At 50.9% G+C, this 18,286-nt stretch carries 21 protein-coding genes; 12 read left to right on the forward strand and 9 right to left on the reverse strand.

The features are described from left to right. The first annotated feature begins 8 nt into the window (after positions 1-8). The 6 genes from SAQUA_RS03915 to cobT are packed head-to-tail and all read left to right on the forward strand — an operon-like array spanning position 9 to position 5,337. On the forward strand, positions 9-824 hold the full coding sequence (locus tag SAQUA_RS03915; protein WP_380678024.1) for an ATP-binding cassette domain-containing protein: 816 nt from the start codon (positions 9-11) through the stop codon (positions 822-824). After that, positions 821-2,362 (forward strand): cobyric acid synthase, encoded by a 1,542-nt coding sequence (locus SAQUA_RS03920; RefSeq protein WP_380678026.1) that lies wholly within the window; start codon positions 821-823, stop codon positions 2,360-2,362. Before SAQUA_RS03915 ends, SAQUA_RS03920 begins: the two co-directional genes overlap by 4 nt. Further along, entirely contained in the window at positions 2,359-2,904 is a 546-nt protein-coding gene (gene cobU / locus SAQUA_RS03925) for a bifunctional adenosylcobinamide kinase/adenosylcobinamide-phosphate guanylyltransferase (RefSeq protein ID WP_380678028.1), read from the forward strand. The genes SAQUA_RS03920 and cobU overlap by 4 nt, the downstream gene beginning before the upstream one ends. Beyond that, entirely contained in the window at positions 2,901-3,647 is a 747-nt protein-coding gene (gene cobS, locus SAQUA_RS03930) for an adenosylcobinamide-GDP ribazoletransferase (RefSeq protein ID WP_380678030.1), read from the forward strand. The genes cobU and cobS overlap by 4 nt, the downstream gene beginning before the upstream one ends. A gap of 9 nt (positions 3,648-3,656) precedes the next feature. Then, positions 3,657-4,274: an adenosylcobalamin/alpha-ribazole phosphatase gene (locus SAQUA_RS03935; RefSeq protein WP_380678033.1), complete on the forward strand. Its 618-nt coding sequence runs from the start codon at positions 3,657-3,659 to the stop codon at positions 4,272-4,274. Positions 4,275-4,278: 4 nt separating this feature from the next. Then, entirely contained in the window at positions 4,279-5,337 is a 1,059-nt protein-coding gene (gene cobT, locus SAQUA_RS03940; protein WP_380678035.1) for a nicotinate-nucleotide--dimethylbenzimidazole phosphoribosyltransferase, read from the forward strand. A 141-nt stretch (positions 5,338-5,478) separates the two neighbouring features. Here cobT and ccdB read toward each other — a convergent pair whose 3' ends face one another. The 3 genes from ccdB to SAQUA_RS03955 all read right to left on the reverse strand — a co-directional run bounded on the left by ccdB (position 5,479) and on the right by SAQUA_RS03955 (position 6,396). Further along, positions 5,479-5,784 (reverse strand): type II toxin-antitoxin system toxin CcdB, encoded by a 306-nt coding sequence (ccdB, locus tag SAQUA_RS03945; RefSeq protein WP_380678037.1) that lies wholly within the window; start codon positions 5,782-5,784, stop codon positions 5,479-5,481. 1 nt (position 5,785) lies between these two features. Beyond that, on the reverse strand, positions 5,786-6,004 hold the full coding sequence (gene ccdA, locus SAQUA_RS03950) for a type II toxin-antitoxin system antitoxin CcdA (RefSeq protein ID WP_380678039.1): 219 nt from the start codon (positions 6,002-6,004) through the stop codon (positions 5,786-5,788). A gap of 95 nt (positions 6,005-6,099) precedes the next feature. Further along, entirely contained in the window at positions 6,100-6,396 is a 297-nt protein-coding gene (locus SAQUA_RS03955; RefSeq protein WP_380678041.1) for a hypothetical protein, read from the reverse strand. Positions 6,397-6,711: 315 nt separating this feature from the next. On the opposite strand from SAQUA_RS03955, the gene SAQUA_RS03960 reads away from it, so the two are divergent. The 3 genes from SAQUA_RS03960 to SAQUA_RS03970 all read left to right on the forward strand — a co-directional run bounded on the left by SAQUA_RS03960 (position 6,712) and on the right by SAQUA_RS03970 (position 9,919). Then, a complete protein-coding gene (locus SAQUA_RS03960) occupies positions 6,712-8,049 on the forward strand; it encodes an MFS transporter (protein WP_380678043.1) in 1,338 nt (445 codons plus the stop codon). A 60-nt stretch (positions 8,050-8,109) separates the two neighbouring features. Continuing rightward, positions 8,110-8,883 (forward strand): benzoate diol dehydrogenase BenD, encoded by a 774-nt coding sequence (benD, locus tag SAQUA_RS03965; RefSeq protein ID WP_380678260.1) that lies wholly within the window; start codon positions 8,110-8,112, stop codon positions 8,881-8,883. 496 nt (positions 8,884-9,379) lie between these two features. Next, positions 9,380-9,919, forward strand: coding sequence for a DUF2058 domain-containing protein (locus SAQUA_RS03970; RefSeq protein ID WP_380678045.1), 540 nt, complete (start codon positions 9,380-9,382; stop codon positions 9,917-9,919). 125 nt (positions 9,920-10,044) lie between these two features. Here SAQUA_RS03970 and SAQUA_RS03975 read toward each other — a convergent pair whose 3' ends face one another. Next, positions 10,045-10,542, reverse strand: a complete 498-nt coding sequence (locus tag SAQUA_RS03975) for a type II toxin-antitoxin system YhaV family toxin (protein ID WP_380678047.1) — start codon at positions 10,540-10,542, stop codon at positions 10,045-10,047. A 10-nt stretch (positions 10,543-10,552) separates the two neighbouring features. After that, positions 10,553-10,891: a type II toxin-antitoxin system PrlF family antitoxin gene (locus SAQUA_RS03980; protein ID WP_380678049.1), complete on the reverse strand. Its 339-nt coding sequence runs from the start codon at positions 10,889-10,891 to the stop codon at positions 10,553-10,555. Positions 10,892-11,025: 134 nt separating this feature from the next. On the opposite strand from SAQUA_RS03980, the gene SAQUA_RS03985 reads away from it, so the two are divergent. Beyond that, complete coding sequence (locus SAQUA_RS03985; RefSeq protein WP_380678051.1) at positions 11,026-11,202, forward strand: hypothetical protein; 177 nt, start codon at positions 11,026-11,028, stop codon at positions 11,200-11,202. Positions 11,203-11,274: 72 nt separating this feature from the next. Here the strand turns inward: SAQUA_RS03985 and SAQUA_RS03990 are convergent, their stop codons facing one another. Beyond that, positions 11,275-11,898, reverse strand: a complete 624-nt coding sequence (locus SAQUA_RS03990; protein ID WP_380678053.1) for a TetR/AcrR family transcriptional regulator — start codon at positions 11,896-11,898, stop codon at positions 11,275-11,277. Between the two features lie 130 nt (positions 11,899-12,028). Between SAQUA_RS03990 and SAQUA_RS03995 the strand changes: the two genes are divergently transcribed. Next, complete coding sequence (locus SAQUA_RS03995; protein WP_380678055.1) at positions 12,029-13,285, forward strand: Tm-1-like ATP-binding domain-containing protein; 1,257 nt, start codon at positions 12,029-12,031, stop codon at positions 13,283-13,285. Continuing rightward, entirely contained in the window at positions 13,282-14,109 is an 828-nt protein-coding gene (locus tag SAQUA_RS04000; protein ID WP_380678057.1) for a phosphoenolpyruvate hydrolase family protein, read from the forward strand. Before SAQUA_RS03995 ends, SAQUA_RS04000 begins: the two co-directional genes overlap by 4 nt. A gap of 667 nt (positions 14,110-14,776) precedes the next feature. Here the strand turns inward: SAQUA_RS04000 and SAQUA_RS04005 are convergent. The 3 genes from SAQUA_RS04005 to SAQUA_RS04015 form a co-directional block, all read right to left on the reverse strand. Continuing rightward, complete coding sequence (locus SAQUA_RS04005; protein WP_380678059.1) at positions 14,777-17,014, reverse strand: hypothetical protein; 2,238 nt, start codon at positions 17,012-17,014, stop codon at positions 14,777-14,779. A gap of 116 nt (positions 17,015-17,130) precedes the next feature. Next, positions 17,131-17,829 carry a hypothetical protein gene (locus SAQUA_RS04010; protein WP_380678061.1) on the reverse strand — a complete coding sequence of 233 codons (699 nt, stop codon included), beginning with the start codon at positions 17,827-17,829 and terminating at the stop codon, positions 17,131-17,133. 112 nt (positions 17,830-17,941) lie between these two features. Then, positions 17,942-18,283, reverse strand: coding sequence for a hypothetical protein (locus SAQUA_RS04015; protein WP_380678063.1), 342 nt, complete (start codon positions 18,281-18,283; stop codon positions 17,942-17,944). Between the last annotated feature and the right edge of the window lie 3 nt (positions 18,284-18,286).

The following is an 18,286-nucleotide window of genomic DNA, read 5'->3' on the forward strand; positions in this document are numbered from 1 at the left end:
GGCCGCCGATGCTAACCACCCGACAATTAAGTTTCAGCTATCAGGATGAACCGGTATTACAGGATTTGACGCTGGATTTTGGTCGGCACGCCGTGACCGGTGTGCTGGGGGCCAACGGCTGCGGTAAATCGACGCTGTTTATGAATCTGACCGGTATAGTACGCCCGCAGCAGGGTGCAGTGTTATGGCAGGGGGAAGCGATCCGCTACGACAAGGGTAGCCTGCGAGCGTTGCGCCAGCGGGTTGCCACCGTTTTTCAGGACCCGGAGCAGCAGATATTTTATACCGATATCGACAGCGACATCGCCTTCAGCCTGCATAATCTCGGCATGGATAAACAGGTGATTGCGCAGCGGGTGGATCGGGCGTTGACGCTGGTGGATGCGCAGGGCTTCCGTCATAAATCGGTCCAGCATTTAAGCCACGGGCAGAAAAAGCGCGTGGCGATTGCCGGGGCACTGGTGATGGAAGCGGAGTATCTGCTACTGGACGAACCCACTGCCGGGCTGGATCCTGCGGGCAGGCAGCATATGATCGCCATCATCGAACGCATTGTTGCCGAGGGTAAACGGGTGATCATTTCCAGCCACGATATCGATTTGATTTACCAGATTTGTGATTACCTGTACGTCCTGGAACAGGGGCGCTTAGTTAACGCCGGGGAAACCGCCGAAGTGTTTATGCAACGGGAACAATTAGCCGCCGCCGGGCTGGTACAACCCTGGCTGGTGAAGTTGCACAGCGAGCTTGGGCTGCCACTGTGCAAAACGGAACAACAACTGTTTGCGCTGTTACGCCAGCGTGACGTGGAGAGAATGCGATGAAGCGTTGTGTGATGGTGCAGGGAACGGCCTCCGATGTGGGTAAGAGCGTGCTGGTTGCCGGATTGTGCCGGATTTTTGCACAGGATGGTCATCGCTGTGCGCCGTTCAAATCGCAAAATATGGCGCTCAACTCCGGTATTACCGCCAATGGCGAAGAGATGGGGCGAGCGCAAATCTTTCAGGCCGAAGCGGCAGGCATTGAACCCGACGTGCGGATGAATCCGGTACTGCTGAAACCGACCAGCGACAGTAAGGCGCAGGTAGTGCTGATGGGCAAGGTGGCCTGCAATATGGACGCGGTAACCTATCATCAATACAAACCTCAACTGCAACAACAGATCGGAGAGGTTTACCACAGCCTGGCCAGCGAGTACGACGTTATGGTGCTGGAAGGGGCGGGCAGCCCGGCGGAGATCAACCTGCGCGACCGGGACATCGTCAATATGGGGATGGCGGCGATTGCCAATGCGCCGGTGCTGCTGGTAGCAGACATCGACCGTGGTGGCGTCTTCGCCGCCATTTACGGCACGCTGGCCCTGCTGCACCCGGAAGAGAAAGCGCGGGTGAAAGGGGTGATCATCAATAAATTCCGTGGCGATATCTCTCTGCTTCAGTCGGGATTGGCACAGATCGAAGCCTTGACCGGCGTACCGGTACTGGGCGTGATGCCCTGGCTGAATATCGATCTGGAAGATGAAGACGGCGTGGCGCTGCAAAATGGCAAATACGGCCAGGTGGCGCGCGGCGATGCGCTGGAGATCGCGGTGATCCAGTTGCCGCACATCGCCAACTTCACCGATTTTAATGCGCTGGCGGTGCAGCCGGACGTGGGACTGCGCTACGTTTCGCACCCGGCGGCGCTGGCGGGGGCCGATCTGATCATTCTGCCGGGCAGTAAAAATACTCTGGGGGATTTGCAATGGTTGCAGCAGAGCGGACTGGCAGCGTCATTGCAGGCACAGCATCAGGCCGGGGTGCCGATTGTCGGCATCTGCGGCGGCTATCAGATGTTGGGGAAACAGATTATTGATGGCGTGGAATCTGGCGTGGCGCAGATGGCCGGCCTGGGCCTGTTGGATGTCGAAACCCAGTTCGCACAACAGAAAGTCACCACTCAGGTGGCGGCTACCTGCCAGCCTGTGCTACCCGGTATCTTGGCCGGCTGTGCTGGGCAACCAGTGGCTGGTTATGAGATCCATATGGGGGCGACACGGCTTGGCGCAGAGGCCGTGCCATTTGCCCGCGTCACCGAGCGTAACGGTGAGCCGGATGGCGCTTTTGACGGTGCGGTGAACCGTGCCGGTAACGTTATCGGCAGCTATATCCACGGCCTGTTCGACAGTGGCCCGTTCTGCCGTGCGTTGCTGAATGACTTACGCCTGCGCAAAGGGCTGCCACCTTATGATGGGCCGGTTTTCAACTATGCCGACCATAAGCAGCGGCAGTTTGATATTCTGGCCGCTTCCATGCGTGAACATATTGATATACCAAGGCTTTATCGCATTATCGACCAGCATCAACAGGAGGTTGCCAAGTGATCCTGATCACCGGGGGGGCGCGCAGCGGCAAGAGTTCACTGGCAGAAAGGTTGGCGGCTGGCAGCAGCGAGAGCGTGTTGTATATCGCCACGTCGGTGGTCACCGATGATGAAATGGCTGAACGGGTACGCCTGCACCGTCAGGCGCGGCCAGCGCACTGGCGCACCTGGGAGGGAAGCCAGTGGCTTGATCGGGTGATTGAGCAGCAGGTAGCGGGGGGAGAAGCGGTTATTCTTGAATGTATCACCACCTGGATTGCTAACCTGATGTTTGAACTGACCGGCGACATCCCGGTTGAAGAGATCGACTTTGACGCGGTAGAGGCGCTTATCCAGCAGCGAACTAGTGAACTGTTAGCGGCCTGCGCCCGCAGCCCGGCGGCGATCTATCTGGTCACCAATGAACTGGGGATGGGTATTGTGCCGGAAAATCGCCTGGCGCGGCATTTTCGCGACATTGCCGGACGGGTCAATCAGCGCTTGGCAGCCGCCGCGGAGTCGGTGTTTTTGGTGATCTCCGGCATTGAGGTAAAGATTAAATGAATGTACGTATGTTTCTGGCCACCCTGCAGTTTATGACACGCATTCCGGTGCCTGCTCGCTGGACACAAGGGCTGGCATTGGACCATTACGAGCAAGGCATCGTGGGCTTCCCGCTGATTGGTCTGATTGTCGGCGCCATTGGCGGCGCTGTTTTCTCGCTGTTGGCCCCCTGGTGTGGCTTACCGCTGGCAGCGTTGGGGTATGTGCTGGCGCTGGCCTTGGTTACCGGCGCTTTTCATCTCGATGGCCTGGCGGATACCTGCGATGGCGTGTTCTCTGCCCGCAGCCGGGAAAATATGCTGGAGATCATGCGTGACAGCCGCCTCGGCACCAATGGCGGGTTAGCACTGGTGTTTATTGTGCTGGCAAAGGTGTTGGTGGTCAGTGAGTTGGCGCTGCGTGGTCTGCCGATGCTGGCTACGCTGATGGCGGCAGGCGTGGCCAGCCGGAGCCTGGTGGTGTTGCTGATGCATCGTCAGCGCTATGCCCGTGAAGGGGATGGCCTGGGGAATATCTATATCGGACGGGTTAACGGCATGCAAACCCTGCTCACCCTGGCTTTCGGGGCGGTATTGGTGATGCTGCTGGGACAGAGCAAAGCCATGTTTGCGCTGGGGTATGCGTTGGTTGCGTTGCTGTTACTACGCGCCTACCTCAACCGCCGTTTAGGGGGCCAGACCGGTGATACCTTGGGTGCAGCGATAGAAGTGGCCGAACTGGTGTTTTTAATTGCACTGTTGTGAGTGAGTCTGATGCGCTTATTTCTGGTACGACACGGGCAAACGGTAGCCAACCAGCAGGGGGTTTTCTGCGGTATGACGGACTTACCGTTAACCGAGCAAGGCGTTTCTCAGGCGCAACAGGTGGCGGAATGGTTAGCCGAGGTGCCCTTTACTCAGGCACTGTGCAGCGGGTTGCTGCGTGCCCGGCATACCGCCGAAATCGTGCTGGGGCAACGTGAACTAACGGCTCAGCCCGACGCGGGTTTCAACGAAATGAACTTTGGTGATTGGGAAATGCGCCATCACCGTGATTTACAGCAGCAAGATAGCGATGCCTGGGCCGCCTGGGTGGCGGATTGGCAAAATGCCTGCCCGACGGCGGGCGAATCCTTCCCGCTATTTTCGCAGCGTATCGGCCATAAAGTGCAGCAACTGTTAGCCGACGGTGGCGATGGGGACCGCTTACTGGTTGCGCACCAGGGAACCTTAAGCCTGCTGATGGCCGGCTTTTTCTCCATGCCTGCGACAGCAATGTGGCACTTCCATTTCCAGCAGGGAACCTACAGCGTGTTGGATATTCATCAAGGCTTTGCCGCGCTACGGGTGTTTAACAGTCAGGCTCATTGGCAACCGGAAATAAGAGAATAGATCAATGCAAACACTGTCATCGTTAATCGATACCATCGCACCATTGGACGCTGCAGCCATGCAACTGGCGCAAACCAGGATTGATGGGTTGCTTAAACCGCCCGGCAGCCTTGGCCGTCTTGAACAGCTTGCGGTGCAACTGGCCGGGATGCGCGGGTTCCAGGCAATGAACGCCATGCGTAAGCAGATCATCGTTATGGCTGCCGATCATGGTGTTTATCACGAGGGTGTGGCGGTCACCCCGCGTGAAGTCACCGTGATCCAGGCGCTGAACATGGTGAAAGGGAATACCGGCGTCTGCGTGCTGGCGGCCAATGCTGGTGCCGGGGTCAACGTGGTGGATGTGGGTATCGACAGTGAGCCCTTACCGGGCCTGCTCAATATGAAGATGGCCCGAGGCAGCGGCAATATCGCCTGCGAAGCCGCCATGACGCGCCAACAGGCGGAAACGCTACTGCTGGCGAGTGCCAAACTGACGCTTGAGCAGGCGGCGCTGGGCGTCAAGCTGTTCGGCGTCGGGGAACTGGGTATGGCGAATACCACACCGGCGGCAGCGCTGGTCAGCGTTTTTACCGGTTGTGATCCGCAGGATGTGGTTGGCATCGGCGCCAATTTCCCCCGCGAGCGTTTGCACCATAAGGTGGAGGTGGTGCGCCGGGCTATTGCGGTTAACCAGCCTGATACCGCGGATGCCTTAGGGGTGCTGGCCAAATTGGGCGGCTATGATCTGGTAGGGATGACCGGCGTGATGCTGGGGGCAGCGGCGGCGGGCTTGCCGGTGATCCTGGACGGTTTCCTCTCCTATGCTTCCGCGCTGGCGGCCTGCGGCATTGCGCCGGAAGTGCGTCACTACTTACTGCCTTCCCATTTCTCCGCCGAGAAAGGCGCGGCTATCGCACTTAACCATCTGCAACTGGCACCCTATCTGCACTTGGATATGCGCTTGGGTGAAGGCAGCGGGGCCGCCATTGCCATGCACATTGTGGATGCTGCCTGCGCCATGTATCACAACATGGGGTCGCTGGCAGACAGCAATATCAATATTCCGGCAAGTAGCGTGTAGTCTGGTGAGCAGAACAGCGCAACGTCATGGATAGAAGGCAATATCCACGATGCTACCCGACTATACTCGTCATACTTCAAGCTGCATGGGTGTTGGCTACGTCCATTCGCACCAGTCACATAGTGGGACAGTGAGGTGTTATCAGATCCCCCAGAACATCAGGTTCAGTGCGTTTTTGATGGCTTCCGCATCCGCGCTAACATCAGCCTGGGCCTCGCCGGTGACACTGGCTGACACGCCGGACAGTTCTGTCGTCATAACCCGGTAGTCTTTTCCATTTACACTGACCACCGGGAACAACTGGCGGTTGACCTTCTGCGAGAAATTCCGGGACTCTAGCAGTGGGATCACCATGCGCCGTCCGGGTGTCTCGATAATGTCGCTCTGCACATCTACAAACAGTCTGTAATGGCTCTCGCGTTTGTATTCATAAACCGTGAACTGCATGTCACCAGCTCCGGTTTTCGTCGGCAAATGAGCCATGTTGTGCAATGAAATTTGCCACTTCTTCCATGCCTTCCCGGTTCTCCGCTTTCCATTGCTCGGCCTTTATGCGGCGGGCTTCCCGGCCAATAGCGTCATTAACCAGCCCGGAAATGTTCACGCCTGCGGCGTGTAATACCTGGTAATGCTCTTTGTCCACGGTCACACTGACTCTGTGTTTCATAGGGTATCTCCTCATTTGAATACTGCGAGTATATACCAGCAGTGTGCTTTATGGATCAAAAGCGATAAAAGAGGTTCAGCATACAATTTTTACTCTCATGCCCCTTCTAAACCTGCAGTCACATTCAACGTTTCTTGCGACGGAAATTTCTGGGGTTCCGGCATATAACCCCAGTTACTAACGCTGTGTACCATAGGTCGGTGTTTTGCTGGCATTCCGAGCCGCTGCAGTTCGATGCCTGGCGAGACTTTGCTGGCAATTTTCCCGATAGGCTGCGCTGGCCAACTTTTATTGCTGGCACTTTCCATCAGAACTTTTGCCCGTAAGGGCATGAAAGGCAACACACGATTCTGAAATAATTTCCCACTGCTGATTTGCCGAAGCCCGTCCATTAGGCTGTGTCCCTTAACTGCACGCAAATGGCCCCAGCCCGAAGGGTCGCCCCCCAAAAGCCCGTTCTCTGTGTTGTCGGGCTTGAACAGAGGGCCACTCTGCCCTTCACCCTCCGCCTTGATAATGGGCTTTTGGGTCTGCGACAGCACCACGAACAATTGGGGACACAGCCTAGTGCTGTTTATTACCAATACCTTTAAAGCATAACTTTGACACTTAAATGGTCTTGGGAAAAATATTGACCTATTGATATAAGTCGGTGGTGTTCGGCTATACAAAAAACACATACATAATAAAAACTAATCGGAGTTGATATGAATAATCAATACTCTATTCCCCTGCTAATTGATCAATCACCAGTTACCCGTTTTCAATGGCGTATATTTACACTGTGTTTTCTTATCGCACTATTCGATGGTTTTGATACTCAATCCATTGCTTTTACCGGCCCGGCAATTATTTCAGCGTTTAACTTAAATTCCGGTGAATTGGCACCTATTCTGACCGCCGGCATTGTCGGTATGGTACTTGGCGCAATGATACTCGGCCTTCTAGGTGATAAATATGGCCGTCGACCGGCAATACTGGGGGCCGTATTGTTGTTTGGTCTTGCCTCACTGGCTACAGCATTTGCCCAGACCACCGATCAGATCCTGCTGTTGCGTTTTATCGCAGGGATAGGCATGGGTGGTGCAACACCGCTGATCCTCTCGCTATCGGCTGAATATGGGCCTGCCAATAGACGTGGCGTCATTATGACCACTGTCTTGATGGGGTTACCCATCGGCGCGATTTGCGGGGGCCTGCTTGCCGCCAAAATGCTGCCGGTGATCGGCTGGCAGGGCATTTTTGTTGTTGGTGGCGTGGTCCCACTGGCATTGCTGATAGTGCTGTTCTTTATTTTGCCAGAGTCACTGAATTATCTTGTTCAGCAGAATAAAGTGGTAAATAGAGAAAAGGTCGTCAGGATCCTGGCTAATATTTTAGTTAACCCACACCCAAAGGGAACAACTTACACGGTGCCTGAGCGAGATATTAAAACACGCTTATCCTCACTATTTTCCGCAGGGCTGGCGCGTAATACATTAGCTATCTGGATTATTTATCTTTTTAATTGGGTAGCCTGGTTTATGTTTTTATCCTGGTTACCAACGGTACTTAAAGCTGGGGGATTATCCATTGCGCAAGCACCCATGGGAACCGTCGCCGTTAATGCCGTTTTTGTCCTTTGTGCACTGCCATTGGCGATGGTCTTGCCAAAGGTCAATACACGCCTGCTACTACTGGCCTTGTTTATCTTCGGCATTCTTTTGAGCCTGGGGCTTGCCTATAGCGGTACTAACTGGACGCTGATGTTTATCTTCGCTGGCGCGGCTGGTTTAGGCATCGGCGGTCAGCAAATTGTGCTGAATTATATGGTGGCAGAAGCCTATCCAACCTCATTGCGTGCCACTGCAACCGGTTGGGCCATCGCATTGGGGCGCTTCGGGGCCATTATCGGCTCAGCCAGCGGTGGTTGGTTTCTTGAACATGGGGGCACGACCGGTTTCTATCTGGCGCTGATCGCGCCTTTATCTATCGCAGCGTTGGGGTTGCTGCTCATTCGTCCTTACACCGCAGTGCCTGCTGCGTGCATGGAACCGGCATCATGAGGCCGGTAAATGATGGGTGTTTGACTCAGCCAAACGGCATAAGGAGCCAACATGCGCGAAATGCGTTTTGAAAACAGAGTGATGGTAATTACTGGTGCGGCGCAGGGTATTGGCAAAGCGGTGGCCGAACAGGCCGCTCATGAAGGAGCCCGGCTGGCGCTGATTGACCGTGCGCCGTACCTTAGTGAACTGGCGGCTACCTTGAGCGAACAGGGTTGCGAAGTGCTGGCTATTAGTGCCGATCTTGAGAGTTGGGCCGAGACCAGCAACGCAATGAGCACTGTGCAGGAGCACTTTGGCTGCCTGGATATTCTGATCAATAACGTCGGCGGTACCATTTGGGCACGGCCATTTGCCGAATATAGCCCAGAGCAGATTACTGCAGAGATACAGCGCTCGCTGTTTCCGACGCTATGGGGCTGCCGAGCGGCATTGCCCTATATGTTGGCACAGCAACATGGGGTGATCGTCAACGTTTCTTCGGTGGCGACACGTGGCGTAAACCGCGTGCCGTATTCGGCGGCGAAGGGTGGGGTTAATGCACTCACACAGTCATTGGCGTTTGAGTATGCTCAGGCGGGCATCCGCATCAATGCCACTGCACCGGGCGGCACCGAGGCCCCACCGCGCCTGACGCCGCGCAATCACGAGACGCCAACACGGCAGGAGGAAAGCTGGTATCAACAGGTTGTCGATCAAACCATCAATACCAGCCTGATGCATCGCTATGGCACGGTGAATGAACAGGCCTGCGCCATCTTATTCCTCGCCAGCGACGAAGCCAGTTATATCAACGGTACTATCCTGCCGGTGGCCGGCGGCGATCTGGGCTGAGAAGCCTAGGCTGTGTCCCTTAATTGCCCGTGGTGCCGTCGCAGACCCAAAAGCCCGTTATCAAGGCGGAGGGTGAAGGGCAGAGTGGCCCTCTGTTCAAGCCCGACAACACAGAGAACGGGCTTTTGGGGCGCGACCCTACGGGCTGGGGCCATTTGCGCGCATTGCTGCGTTGTTCGCCGCTTATTTGGTCCACCAAACCTCGCGGCTCACGCCTTGCCCTGTGCGCAAATGACCGCCAGCGGCGCTCGCGTGCAATTAAGGGACACAGCCTAGCCTGGTTCCCTTAAAAGAGAGCGCTTGATAGTTTAACCTGTCGGGCGCTCCTTTCTGCCGTATTAACTGAGCGTTGTGTCTAATCCTGACAGCAACTTCCGCAAGCCTCTGATAGACCACACCAAACTCAAGCCAAACAGTAATCAGGCTCTGCAAACTGGAACAGCCTCAAAAATTACAGGTATAATCGCCAAAATTTCCAACGGGTTTAGAGGCGAAGATGACCAAGCTCACCTTACAAGAGCAGATGCTAAAAGCTGGGCTAGTGACCAGCAAGAAAATGGCTAAAGTCCAGAGAACGGCTAAAAAATCACGAGTTCAGGCTCGTGAGGCAAGAGAGGCCGTGGAAGAAAATAAAAAAGCACAGCTTGAGCGTGATAAACAGCTAAGCGAACAACAAAAACAAGCTGCCTTATCTAAAGAATATAAAGCTCAGGTGAAGCAACTGATTGAAATGAACAGAATCGACATTTCAAAAGGTGATATTGGTTTTAACTTCACAGATAATAATTTAATTAAAAAAATATATGTGGATAAGCTTACGCAAGCTCAGCTGATTAACGGCCGCCTCGCCATTGCTCGTTTGGTGGTGGATAACAGTGGTGAGAGCCAATATGCAATCATCCCCGCGAGCGTTGCCGATAAAATTGCCCAGCGAGACGCGAACAGTATCGTATTAAACAGCGCGCTTAGTCAGGAAGAGCAAGATGAAGATGATCCGTATGCCGACTTTAAAGTGCCCGATGATTTGATGTGGTAATTAATGTTTGCAGATGTGATTGCTGAAAAGCCCCACAGGGCTTTTCATTGAACATTTTTATGCGGCTTTTTATCGGTGTAAAAACACAGTTCACCCAAGGGTGTCGGCTACAATTCTCTATTATATTAAGGACTAAGAAAACCAGGCAGTGAGCCAGGAACCATCAGTTTTGTTGCTGCCTGAGCTTCGCTGAATAGTGTATTCCAGTCGTCAGGGGGATCACCCGCTGCTAATTTTGCAGCGAACACCTTATAGACATCCGTCTTCGAACCATAAGTGCGTAGCGTGTCAAAATCATTTACCCAGCCAATAACGATAACTTTACTCCGTTCGCTACAACGAAAGAACAAACGGAACTGCTGTAAAAATTTGGCACGAAACCAGTGTTTGTGATCGGTACTTAATGTATTACCCAGACGGAATTGGGGATCAAGAGGATTAGCGGATATCCGCTCCTCAATAACCCGGTTGATTGCAGCTAACAACTTTGTTGGTGCTTTCCTCTTGTATCCGTCTGGATCGGCCTCTTTTAATTTCCCAACGGTTACTGTTAGCTCAACGAGCTGCTGCAAAAAACACAAATGAAAAAACACTTTCCATCCATTAATTACTAACGTTTCCATGCCACCATCCTTAATCGTCAGTAAGTGGCGCGTCTAAGTCGACCTCTACTCCAGCAGTGATTGCTTTTATTCCCGCCCAGAATGCGGGTGGAACAGACTGGAGATGCTGCGGATTTTTCTTCATGTCATGTTCGAGAAAAGTCAGGAACTGAGACACTACAGGATCGTCCTGTACCTCTTCTTGTCTGGACATAAGTACTCTCCCACCTGATAACAAAGAGTATTCTATGATTTCTCCCGGTTTCAGGTGCAATGCATCGCGAATCGCTGCGGGGATCGTGGTCTGGCTGCGTTCGGTAAGACGGGACTCAGCACGTAAAGACACGTCCGCTTTGTTTATGCTAATCATTTTGTTACTCCTCGGTTCCTTCTGCGGGTTATCAATCCGGCAGGAACCTTGTCTGCCAAGCCTGAGGGAATAATAATGCATTTGCATTGTACAATGCAATTGCATTGTAATCTCACCAAAGCATAGCTGTGCGTATGCTGACGCGACAACAATCGGTCGGTAAGTCTGGAAAGGTTAAAGTGCGCGACAGTGAACAGACCGGAGCCGACACCCTGAACGCTGGCGATCTGGCCCACGCCGATATTTTTTTGACATTGAAATCTTCTACAACCGGACTCGACTTTACAGTGATCTCGGAGGCTTTTGAATAATCGTAAGGTCGAATGGGTGGCGTCATCCTCGCGGACTTGGTGCGTGCAGCGGTTCTTACCCGCTGCACATGTTCAGCCCTTGCCGTTCTCTTGCAGTGCCTGCCGCAGCATCAATTTGGCTCCCCAGACGGTTAGATCAACAACCTCATCTTTGTTTAAACCAAAACTGTCTTTGAGCACCGTCAGCGCCTCGGTTCCATACAGCACGGACATTAACATCGTCAGCTTTTGCACCGTTTCTTGCGGTAACTGTTCTTCAAGCGGGGAGAGGGCATCGGATAGGGCAACTTTTCGATTGCTCTTTTTGAGTAAAAACCCTTCTCTGCTCTCCAGTTCCCCGCTGGCGCACTCTTGCCAGCGCTGTTGAGAAATCCGCAGTGCGTCACGCATCAGCGCTTCGTGCGAATCCAGCTCATTGAAGCCCCAGGTCAGCAACTTTTCCACATTCTCTTCGGCGTTACTGTTCATCGGGGGTTTATCAAAGCCGTTGACTACCTGTTTCACCACGTACTCAACGAATTCGCTGTGGGTAGAAAAATAGCTTTTCAGCGTCACTTTCGCGTACTCGGCTTCCTGCGTAATCTGTTCCGCAGAGGGGAATTTTTGCTCCTGGTAAAGCTTGAGTGCCGCACTGGTCAAGCGCTCCAGTGTTCTGCGGCGTATAGGGGAGAGATTGTTTTCATCGAATAAAATCATAGTGTTACCCCATTTCTACGTCAATTTTATCCTTATGGATAAAAAATATCTTGATAGATATAAAATATTATCATAGCTTTATATTGCATCATATCAATAAATCTTTCACGCCTTACAAGGAGTGATTTACATGGCGAAATTTGTGTATGTCATAGGGACTGCAGATACCAAACTAGAGGAGTTGCTCTGGCTGAAATCCTGTCTGCATGCTGCGGGAGTAGACTCTCATATCATTGATGTATCGACTAAACCGCATAACACTACGAATAAAAACAATCAAATTGATATCAGTTCCAGCCAGATTGCCGCCTACCATCCTGATGGCGTCGATGCGGTTTTTTGTAACGTACGGGGCAAATCGGTCACGGCTATGTCCGTGGCACTGACTCGTTTTCTGCGTAGTACGGCAGAAGATATCTCTGGCCTTATCGGTATCGGCGGCTCCGGAGGAACGGCGCTGATAACGGCAGCAATGCAGGCGGTGCCAATCGGGATCCCCAAATTAATGGTGTCCACAATGGCATCGGGTAACGTCGGCGGATATGTCGGCGGTGTGGACATCGCCATGCTGTATACCGTGACAGATCTCAGTGGCTTGAACTATCTGTCACGCACCATTCTGACCAACGCCGCCAATATGATCGCTGGTGCAGTCAACAATGAGGTTGATATTGACCGGGCACAAAAGCCGGTTCTCGGGCTAACGATGTTCGGTGTAACAACTCCTTGCATCAATCAACTGATTACCTCGTTGAATGAGCAGTATGATCCGTTGGTTTTCCATGCCACCGGCAATGGCGGCAGCAGTATGGAACGCCTGGTTGAAAATCATGAAATCATCGGCGTTGTTGATATTACCCTGACGGAAGTGGCCGATTTACTGTTTGGCGGCGTGCTGGCATGCCCTGAGACTCGTTTAGACAGCATTGCGCATACCCAAATACCTTGGGTGGGCAGCGCCGGGGCGTTGGATATGATCAACTTCAGCGGTCAGGACAGTATCCCTGAGCGTTATGCTCAGCGGCTGTTTGTTGAGCATAACGCTCAGGTGACGCTAATGCGTACGACACCAGAGGAGAACTACCAGCTTGGCGTGTGGATTGGTCGCAAACTCAATCTCTGCCACGGGCCGGTACGCTTCATCATTCCAGAAGGCGGATTCTCGGCTTTAGATGCTCCAGGGCAGCCGTTCTACGATCCCCAGGCGAGGCTTGCTTTTGCCGACGGGTTGGAGTCAACGGTGGTTCAGACGGCACAGCGGCAGATTATCAAAACGCCTCACCACATCAACGCACCTGAGTTTTGCTCGCTTGTGATAGAGCAGTTTCATAGTGCCATGCAGCAGCAGACAACTGCCGATCATTCAACGCCAGGGAAAACCCTATGAAACAATACAATGCATTGTTGGAAAAGCTGAAACAGAAGGTTCTGCGTCAGGAACCCATCATCGGTGCCGGGGCAGGGACCGGCCTTTCCGCGCGCTGTGAAGAGGCAGGCGGTGTGGATTTGATTGTGATCTACAATAGTGGCCGCTTCAGAATGGCCGGGCGTGGTTCTCTGGCTGGGCTGATGCCCTATGGTAATGCCAACGATATTGTTCGTGATATGGGTAATGAAGTGCTGCCGGTAGTTAAACAAACGCCAGTTTTGGCCGGTGTCTGTGGAACGGATCCTTTCTGTAATATGGCACTGTTTCTGGATGGGTTGCAGGCTCAGGGCTTTGCCGGTGTTCAGAACTTCCCAACGGTGGGGTTGATCGACGGTAACTTCCGCAAGAATCTGGAAGAAACAGGCATGGGCTATGGCCTGGAAGTGGAGATGATCCGTCTGGCGCATGAAAAAGGGATGCTGACTACGCCATACGTGTTCAACCCTGAAGATGCCGTTGCCATGACCCATGCGGGCGCTGATATTATTGTGGTGCATCTGGGGTTAACCACTGGTGGCGATATTGGCGCCGATAGCGCCCACAATCTGGAGTCTTGCGTGCCGGTGATCAATGCCTGCGCGGCAGCGGCAAAAGCCGTGCGCGACGATGTAATTGTGCTGTGCCACGGCGGCCCCATCGCGGAGCCGGAGGATGCGGCCTATATTCTTTCGCATTGCCCCGACTGCCACGGATTTTATGGTGCCAGCTCCATGGAGCGTTTACCGACCGAAGTCGCCATCAAAAATACAGTTAAGGCCTTTAAGCAAATCACGCGGCGGTAGAACTCCGTTTGCCCACACTGCCAAAGCCCGTCCGTAAATAAGGCGGGCTTGAACATATACTCTAAATAACTCCGCTATCCCCCTATCCCTAATTGCAGCCTGTATTTTTCCGCTCTGGATTGCGCGTGACGCTATCGATCTACGCGATCTCGGTTTGGCTACTTTTGCCAACATATTGCCTGGGTTCTGCAGCACAGTTGGTTGTTTAATGACACGGTGGCGAACAATATTCGTCTTGGCGATCCCGGCGCTTACAGCAGGCTATGAAACCCTTTGCCGCAGAGGAGGGGGGTATTTCACGGCACTCAGCGCATTGAACTTAACAATTTGATGATTGCGTACACGAATTAAAACCTCACTTGCCCGGCAATACTAGGCTGTGTCCCTCAATTGCCCGTGGTGCCGTCGCAGACCCAAAAGCCCGTTATCAAGGCGGAGGGTGAAGGGCAGAGTGGCCCTCTGTTCAAGCCCGACAACACAGAGAACGGGCTTTTGGGGCGCGACCCTTCGGGCTGGGGCCATTTGCGCGCATTGCTGCGTTGTTCGCCGCTTATTTGGTCCACCAAACCTCGCGGCTCACGCCTTGCCCTGTGCGCAAATGACCACCAGCGGCGCTCACGTGCAATTGAGGGACACAGCCTAGGCTGCCGGGCAAAGGTCTGTTGGGTTAAGATTTTTCGTTATTTGATGCGTTATGAGCATTCAACTCGTCAATTTTATTCTTCGCGATTTCAGGGGATACTTTCTCTAATATCTGGTAGTAGCGTAAAGCTTTCTCTGTGTCTTTCTGCACGCCTATGCCGTAACCAAATATCGAACCCAGCGTCAGCAGTGCTTGAGTATCTTGTTGCTCGGCAGCTTTGTTCAACCAGTACAACGCTTTATCAAGGTCGGATTTCGCAAAGCGAGATTGAGCGTCACAACTAGACATCAATACGCCGCAAATATCATCTGGCAGCAGACTTGCTCCTGAAGAAAATTGTGCATCAGCATTACCTGCCTCTGCGGCCTGTATTAGGTACTGTAAATATTTTGCACTGTCACGGGGGATTACATCTGTTTCGCCCAGAAGATAAAGTTGCGAAAGGTAATATAGCGCATCACTGTTCTTCTGCTCTGCGGCTTTCAACATCCAGGATTCAGCTTCTTTATGTATAGAGCAACCTTTATAATATAACCCAAGTTTAACCTGCGAATCTGCAACTCCATTCGTTGCCTGCTCTTTAATCTCTTCTGGGTTATCCAGTAACATAGCCATATTGCAACCCGCAGTAATCAACTTGCCATCTTTATATTTCTGTAATGATGGTGAGTTATTTACATAGTGGGGGAGTATACTAAAGTTCGCGTTCCATTGTTCCTGTATTAGTTCGCCGGTCTGTGGATCATAATCTTTGCGTAGACCGTCTTCTATTCCATTTTTGTAATTGGTTTCCAAGATCAGCTTGCCGCTTTTTTCATCCCATTTCTTGGTTGGACCAGAAAGTTGAGTTCTGCCATAACTCGCTTCCTCAATCAATTGACCCGTTTCCCGGCTCCACAGTTTTTGAATATGAGCTTCTGAACCCTGTTTATAGGTGGCCTCCTTGAGCGGCGCCCCATTTTCGGTCCATTCTTTTTCAAAAATGATATTATTATTTTCGTATTTTATATGCTGTATTAGTTGCCCATTCTCAGACCATTTTTTGGTGTCTCCATGATTATTACCATTCTCGTCAGACTGTTGAAGATACTGTTGTTTACCTGTAGGGTACCATTTTTCGCTAGAAATTTTCTTGCTGTGATTATATACGTCTCTTGAAATTAACACCCCTGATTCGGTATAAGCTTCGTGAATGCCGTCATATCTACTCTGATCGTCAAAATGGCTCACAGCCTTAATTTTACCATTCTCAAAGTACTCTTTTTGTTCTCCTAAGATATTCCCCTCTCTGTAATGCTTTTCAACCTTAGGTTTACCAGGTGAGTAATAATCAACATATTTCCCATCATAACGACCGTTGCGGTAGCTATGCTCACGAATCAGACCACCATTACTGTCATAATGGTTACAAGGGCCATCAATATGGTTACCCTCTTTGAATTGGTTTTTATTGGCGATGGTGCCATTTTCATTCAATTCAATATATTCACCCTCGACTTTACCATTAATAAAATAATAGTTTTCATGTTTATTTCCATTTTTATGCCAGGAAGTGAACTCACCGTCGAGCAAGCCTTGTTGATTAAAACTGGATGCTACTGACTTTTCGCCTGTTTGATAATAGCCGGTAAAGTTTGAAATGAATTTCTGGGAACTGAAATCTTTAGTATCAGTATAACCCTCAAAAGCTTTAAGCTTACCTTCCCCTGAGGTATCTAGATCTTCGCCAAGAAACCAACCGGTAATCTTCCATAAATTCTTCTCTTTATCCAGCTCTAGTGGCAATCGGAAAAAATATCTTGCAGACTCAAGCGCGTCTTTTCTATTTAATATCTCAAAATCAGCGATCGAACCACCTATCCAGATAATATTGTCTTCTGTCACATACTTGGCATCACATATTTTTTCATTGCAAGCCTCTATTTTTGTTGCTATTTTAGAAGCTTGTTTACCACACTCTGCGGTAGTGAAAAGAAAGTATTTATCATCTTGCGCCTGCTGCCATAGGTTTTGGATAAACTCTATGTAGTCATCATGTTTTAATGAGAGAGATTCGGCATTGGTATAGATAACCGAGTTGTCACAAGGGGATTCACCGTCAATAGATATTTTCTCAGCGCGGATTAACTCCGAATCATCATTCATTACTGAACGATTAACTAATATTTCTTCAATTTTCGCAACAAAGCTGACATTGTTGGCTAATGCCGGTTGACAGACTAACGCGGTGAATAATGGGATGAAAAATATTTTCGCCTTCATTAATAATCCTTTATTTAGTAAAAATACCCAGAAGCTAATACCAGATTGCTGCACCATATTTTGGACAATCTAGCTTTGAATAGACCGGAGCTTGTATCTACCCCGGTATTTAAATTCTAATTATCTGGCGTGTCACCTTTCTCTGTTCTTGGTGCTCTGCCAAATTGCCATTCACTGCCTTTTAAATGAAATTCTATCATTAATTCGGTAGTGACTTCCTGTTGTTCCTTTGTCTCTCTTCGCGATATTTTGCTTTCGCAAGATACTGTGCCATCGTGTTTATCCAGTTGGCAATCCTGCTTCAATGAAACGATTTTGATCAGGCCAGAGGCTAACAATTTGCTATCCTCATCCGTTTCTTTCTCAGCAAACTGCTTGGCCACTTTTTGTGCCTGTTCCAAGGTTGGTGCTGGGACAGGAAGTCGCCAGTCAGGCTCTTGATCCATAATAGTTGCAAAGATAGGCGCTTCCCACTGGTTATTCTTATACTCTAACGGCACGCTTATATAGGGAATTATGCCCGTACCGTAATCCATTTGAATAATACAATTTATTTTCTGGCTGCCTTCAGATACGCATCCTGAAATTTGCAATACCTCTGCAGAACGCACTGATTCAATAGAGGATTTCTGTATTAGATACGCAGTTCTGGCTTTTCTATCGTCGGTATCAGGAATAGGTATTTCAATGGTGTCCAGTGTGCGCCCAATTGCCTCCTGTACTTCGATTGGCTGGGGTAAGGGCAGGGTGGCATTTGCCCAGACCGGTACAATCAGGCTGCAAAGTGCAAAGGAGTGGCGAGAGAATAATTTCATATCGTATTATCATCCTGACAAATAAGTTTTTTCTTAATGGTTGGTACAGCAGTGGTCATCACGGACACATCATGCTCAGGTCGATATTTTACGGTATCGACCTGAGCCCGGATTATTTAAAAGGAGATTCGATGGTGAACTCCTCGCCAGTGGTAATCAATCTCTCCCACTGTTTCAAGTACCATTCGAACTCGGCAATGCTGGATAAATGTAGTTCATCATAGGTATAAGCATTCTCTATAGTAACACTATCAGCTTTTATAGTTATGGTAAAAGCATTACCTGTACCATCCCACTCTGCAATCTCCTTACTAGCGACTTTCTTACATGAATTCAAGAATAAATTAATATTATATTCCCCAGACTGAACATCAAACTGCAAGAACTCTGATACTAATTGTTTTTCTTGTTCAACATCTAATCGAGGGTAGCCATCTTCTAAATAGAACCTCATCGA

The sequence above is a fragment of the Serratia aquatilis genome (genome assembly GCF_044865145.1).
GTDB classification, from domain to species: Bacteria; Pseudomonadota; Gammaproteobacteria; order Enterobacterales; family Enterobacteriaceae; genus Chania; species Chania aquatilis.

Coding starts and splice junctions, on each gene's coding strand:
- SAQUA_RS03915 (WP_380678024.1), top strand. CDS start 9: ATGCTAACCACCCGACAATTAAGTTTCAGCTATCAGGATGAACCGGTA.
- SAQUA_RS03920 (WP_380678026.1), top strand. CDS start 821: ATGAAGCGTTGTGTGATGGTGCAGGGAACGGCCTCCGATGTGGGTAAG.
- cobS (WP_380678030.1), top strand. CDS start 2,901: ATGAATGTACGTATGTTTCTGGCCACCCTGCAGTTTATGACACGCATT.
- SAQUA_RS03935 (WP_380678033.1), top strand. CDS start 3,657: ATGCGCTTATTTCTGGTACGACACGGGCAAACGGTAGCCAACCAGCAG.
- cobT (WP_380678035.1), top strand. CDS start 4,279: ATGCAAACACTGTCATCGTTAATCGATACCATCGCACCATTGGACGCT.
- ccdB (WP_380678037.1), bottom strand. CDS start 5,784: ATGCAGTTCACGGTTTATGAATACAAACGCGAGAGCCATTACAGACTG.
- ccdA (WP_380678039.1), bottom strand. CDS start 6,004: ATGAAACACAGAGTCAGTGTGACCGTGGACAAAGAGCATTACCAGGTA.
- SAQUA_RS03955 (WP_380678041.1), bottom strand. CDS start 6,396: ATGGACGGGCTTCGGCAAATCAGCAGTGGGAAATTATTTCAGAATCGT.
- SAQUA_RS03960 (WP_380678043.1), top strand. CDS start 6,712: ATGAATAATCAATACTCTATTCCCCTGCTAATTGATCAATCACCAGTT.
- benD (WP_380678260.1), top strand. CDS start 8,110: ATGCGTTTTGAAAACAGAGTGATGGTAATTACTGGTGCGGCGCAGGGT.
- SAQUA_RS03970 (WP_380678045.1), top strand. CDS start 9,380: ATGACCAAGCTCACCTTACAAGAGCAGATGCTAAAAGCTGGGCTAGTG.
- SAQUA_RS03975 (WP_380678047.1), bottom strand. CDS start 10,542: ATGGAAACGTTAGTAATTAATGGATGGAAAGTGTTTTTTCATTTGTGT.
- SAQUA_RS03980 (WP_380678049.1), bottom strand. CDS start 10,891: ATGATTAGCATAAACAAAGCGGACGTGTCTTTACGTGCTGAGTCCCGT.
- SAQUA_RS03985 (WP_380678051.1), top strand. CDS start 11,026: ATGCTGACGCGACAACAATCGGTCGGTAAGTCTGGAAAGGTTAAAGTG.
- SAQUA_RS03990 (WP_380678053.1), bottom strand. CDS start 11,898: ATGATTTTATTCGATGAAAACAATCTCTCCCCTATACGCCGCAGAACA.
- SAQUA_RS03995 (WP_380678055.1), top strand. CDS start 12,029: ATGGCGAAATTTGTGTATGTCATAGGGACTGCAGATACCAAACTAGAG.
- SAQUA_RS04000 (WP_380678057.1), top strand. CDS start 13,282: ATGAAACAATACAATGCATTGTTGGAAAAGCTGAAACAGAAGGTTCTG.
- SAQUA_RS04005 (WP_380678059.1), bottom strand. CDS start 17,014: ATGAAGGCGAAAATATTTTTCATCCCATTATTCACCGCGTTAGTCTGT.
- SAQUA_RS04010 (WP_380678061.1), bottom strand. CDS start 17,829: ATGAAATTATTCTCTCGCCACTCCTTTGCACTTTGCAGCCTGATTGTA.
- SAQUA_RS04015 (WP_380678063.1), bottom strand. CDS start 18,283: ATGAGGTTCTATTTAGAAGATGGCTACCCTCGATTAGATGTTGAACAA.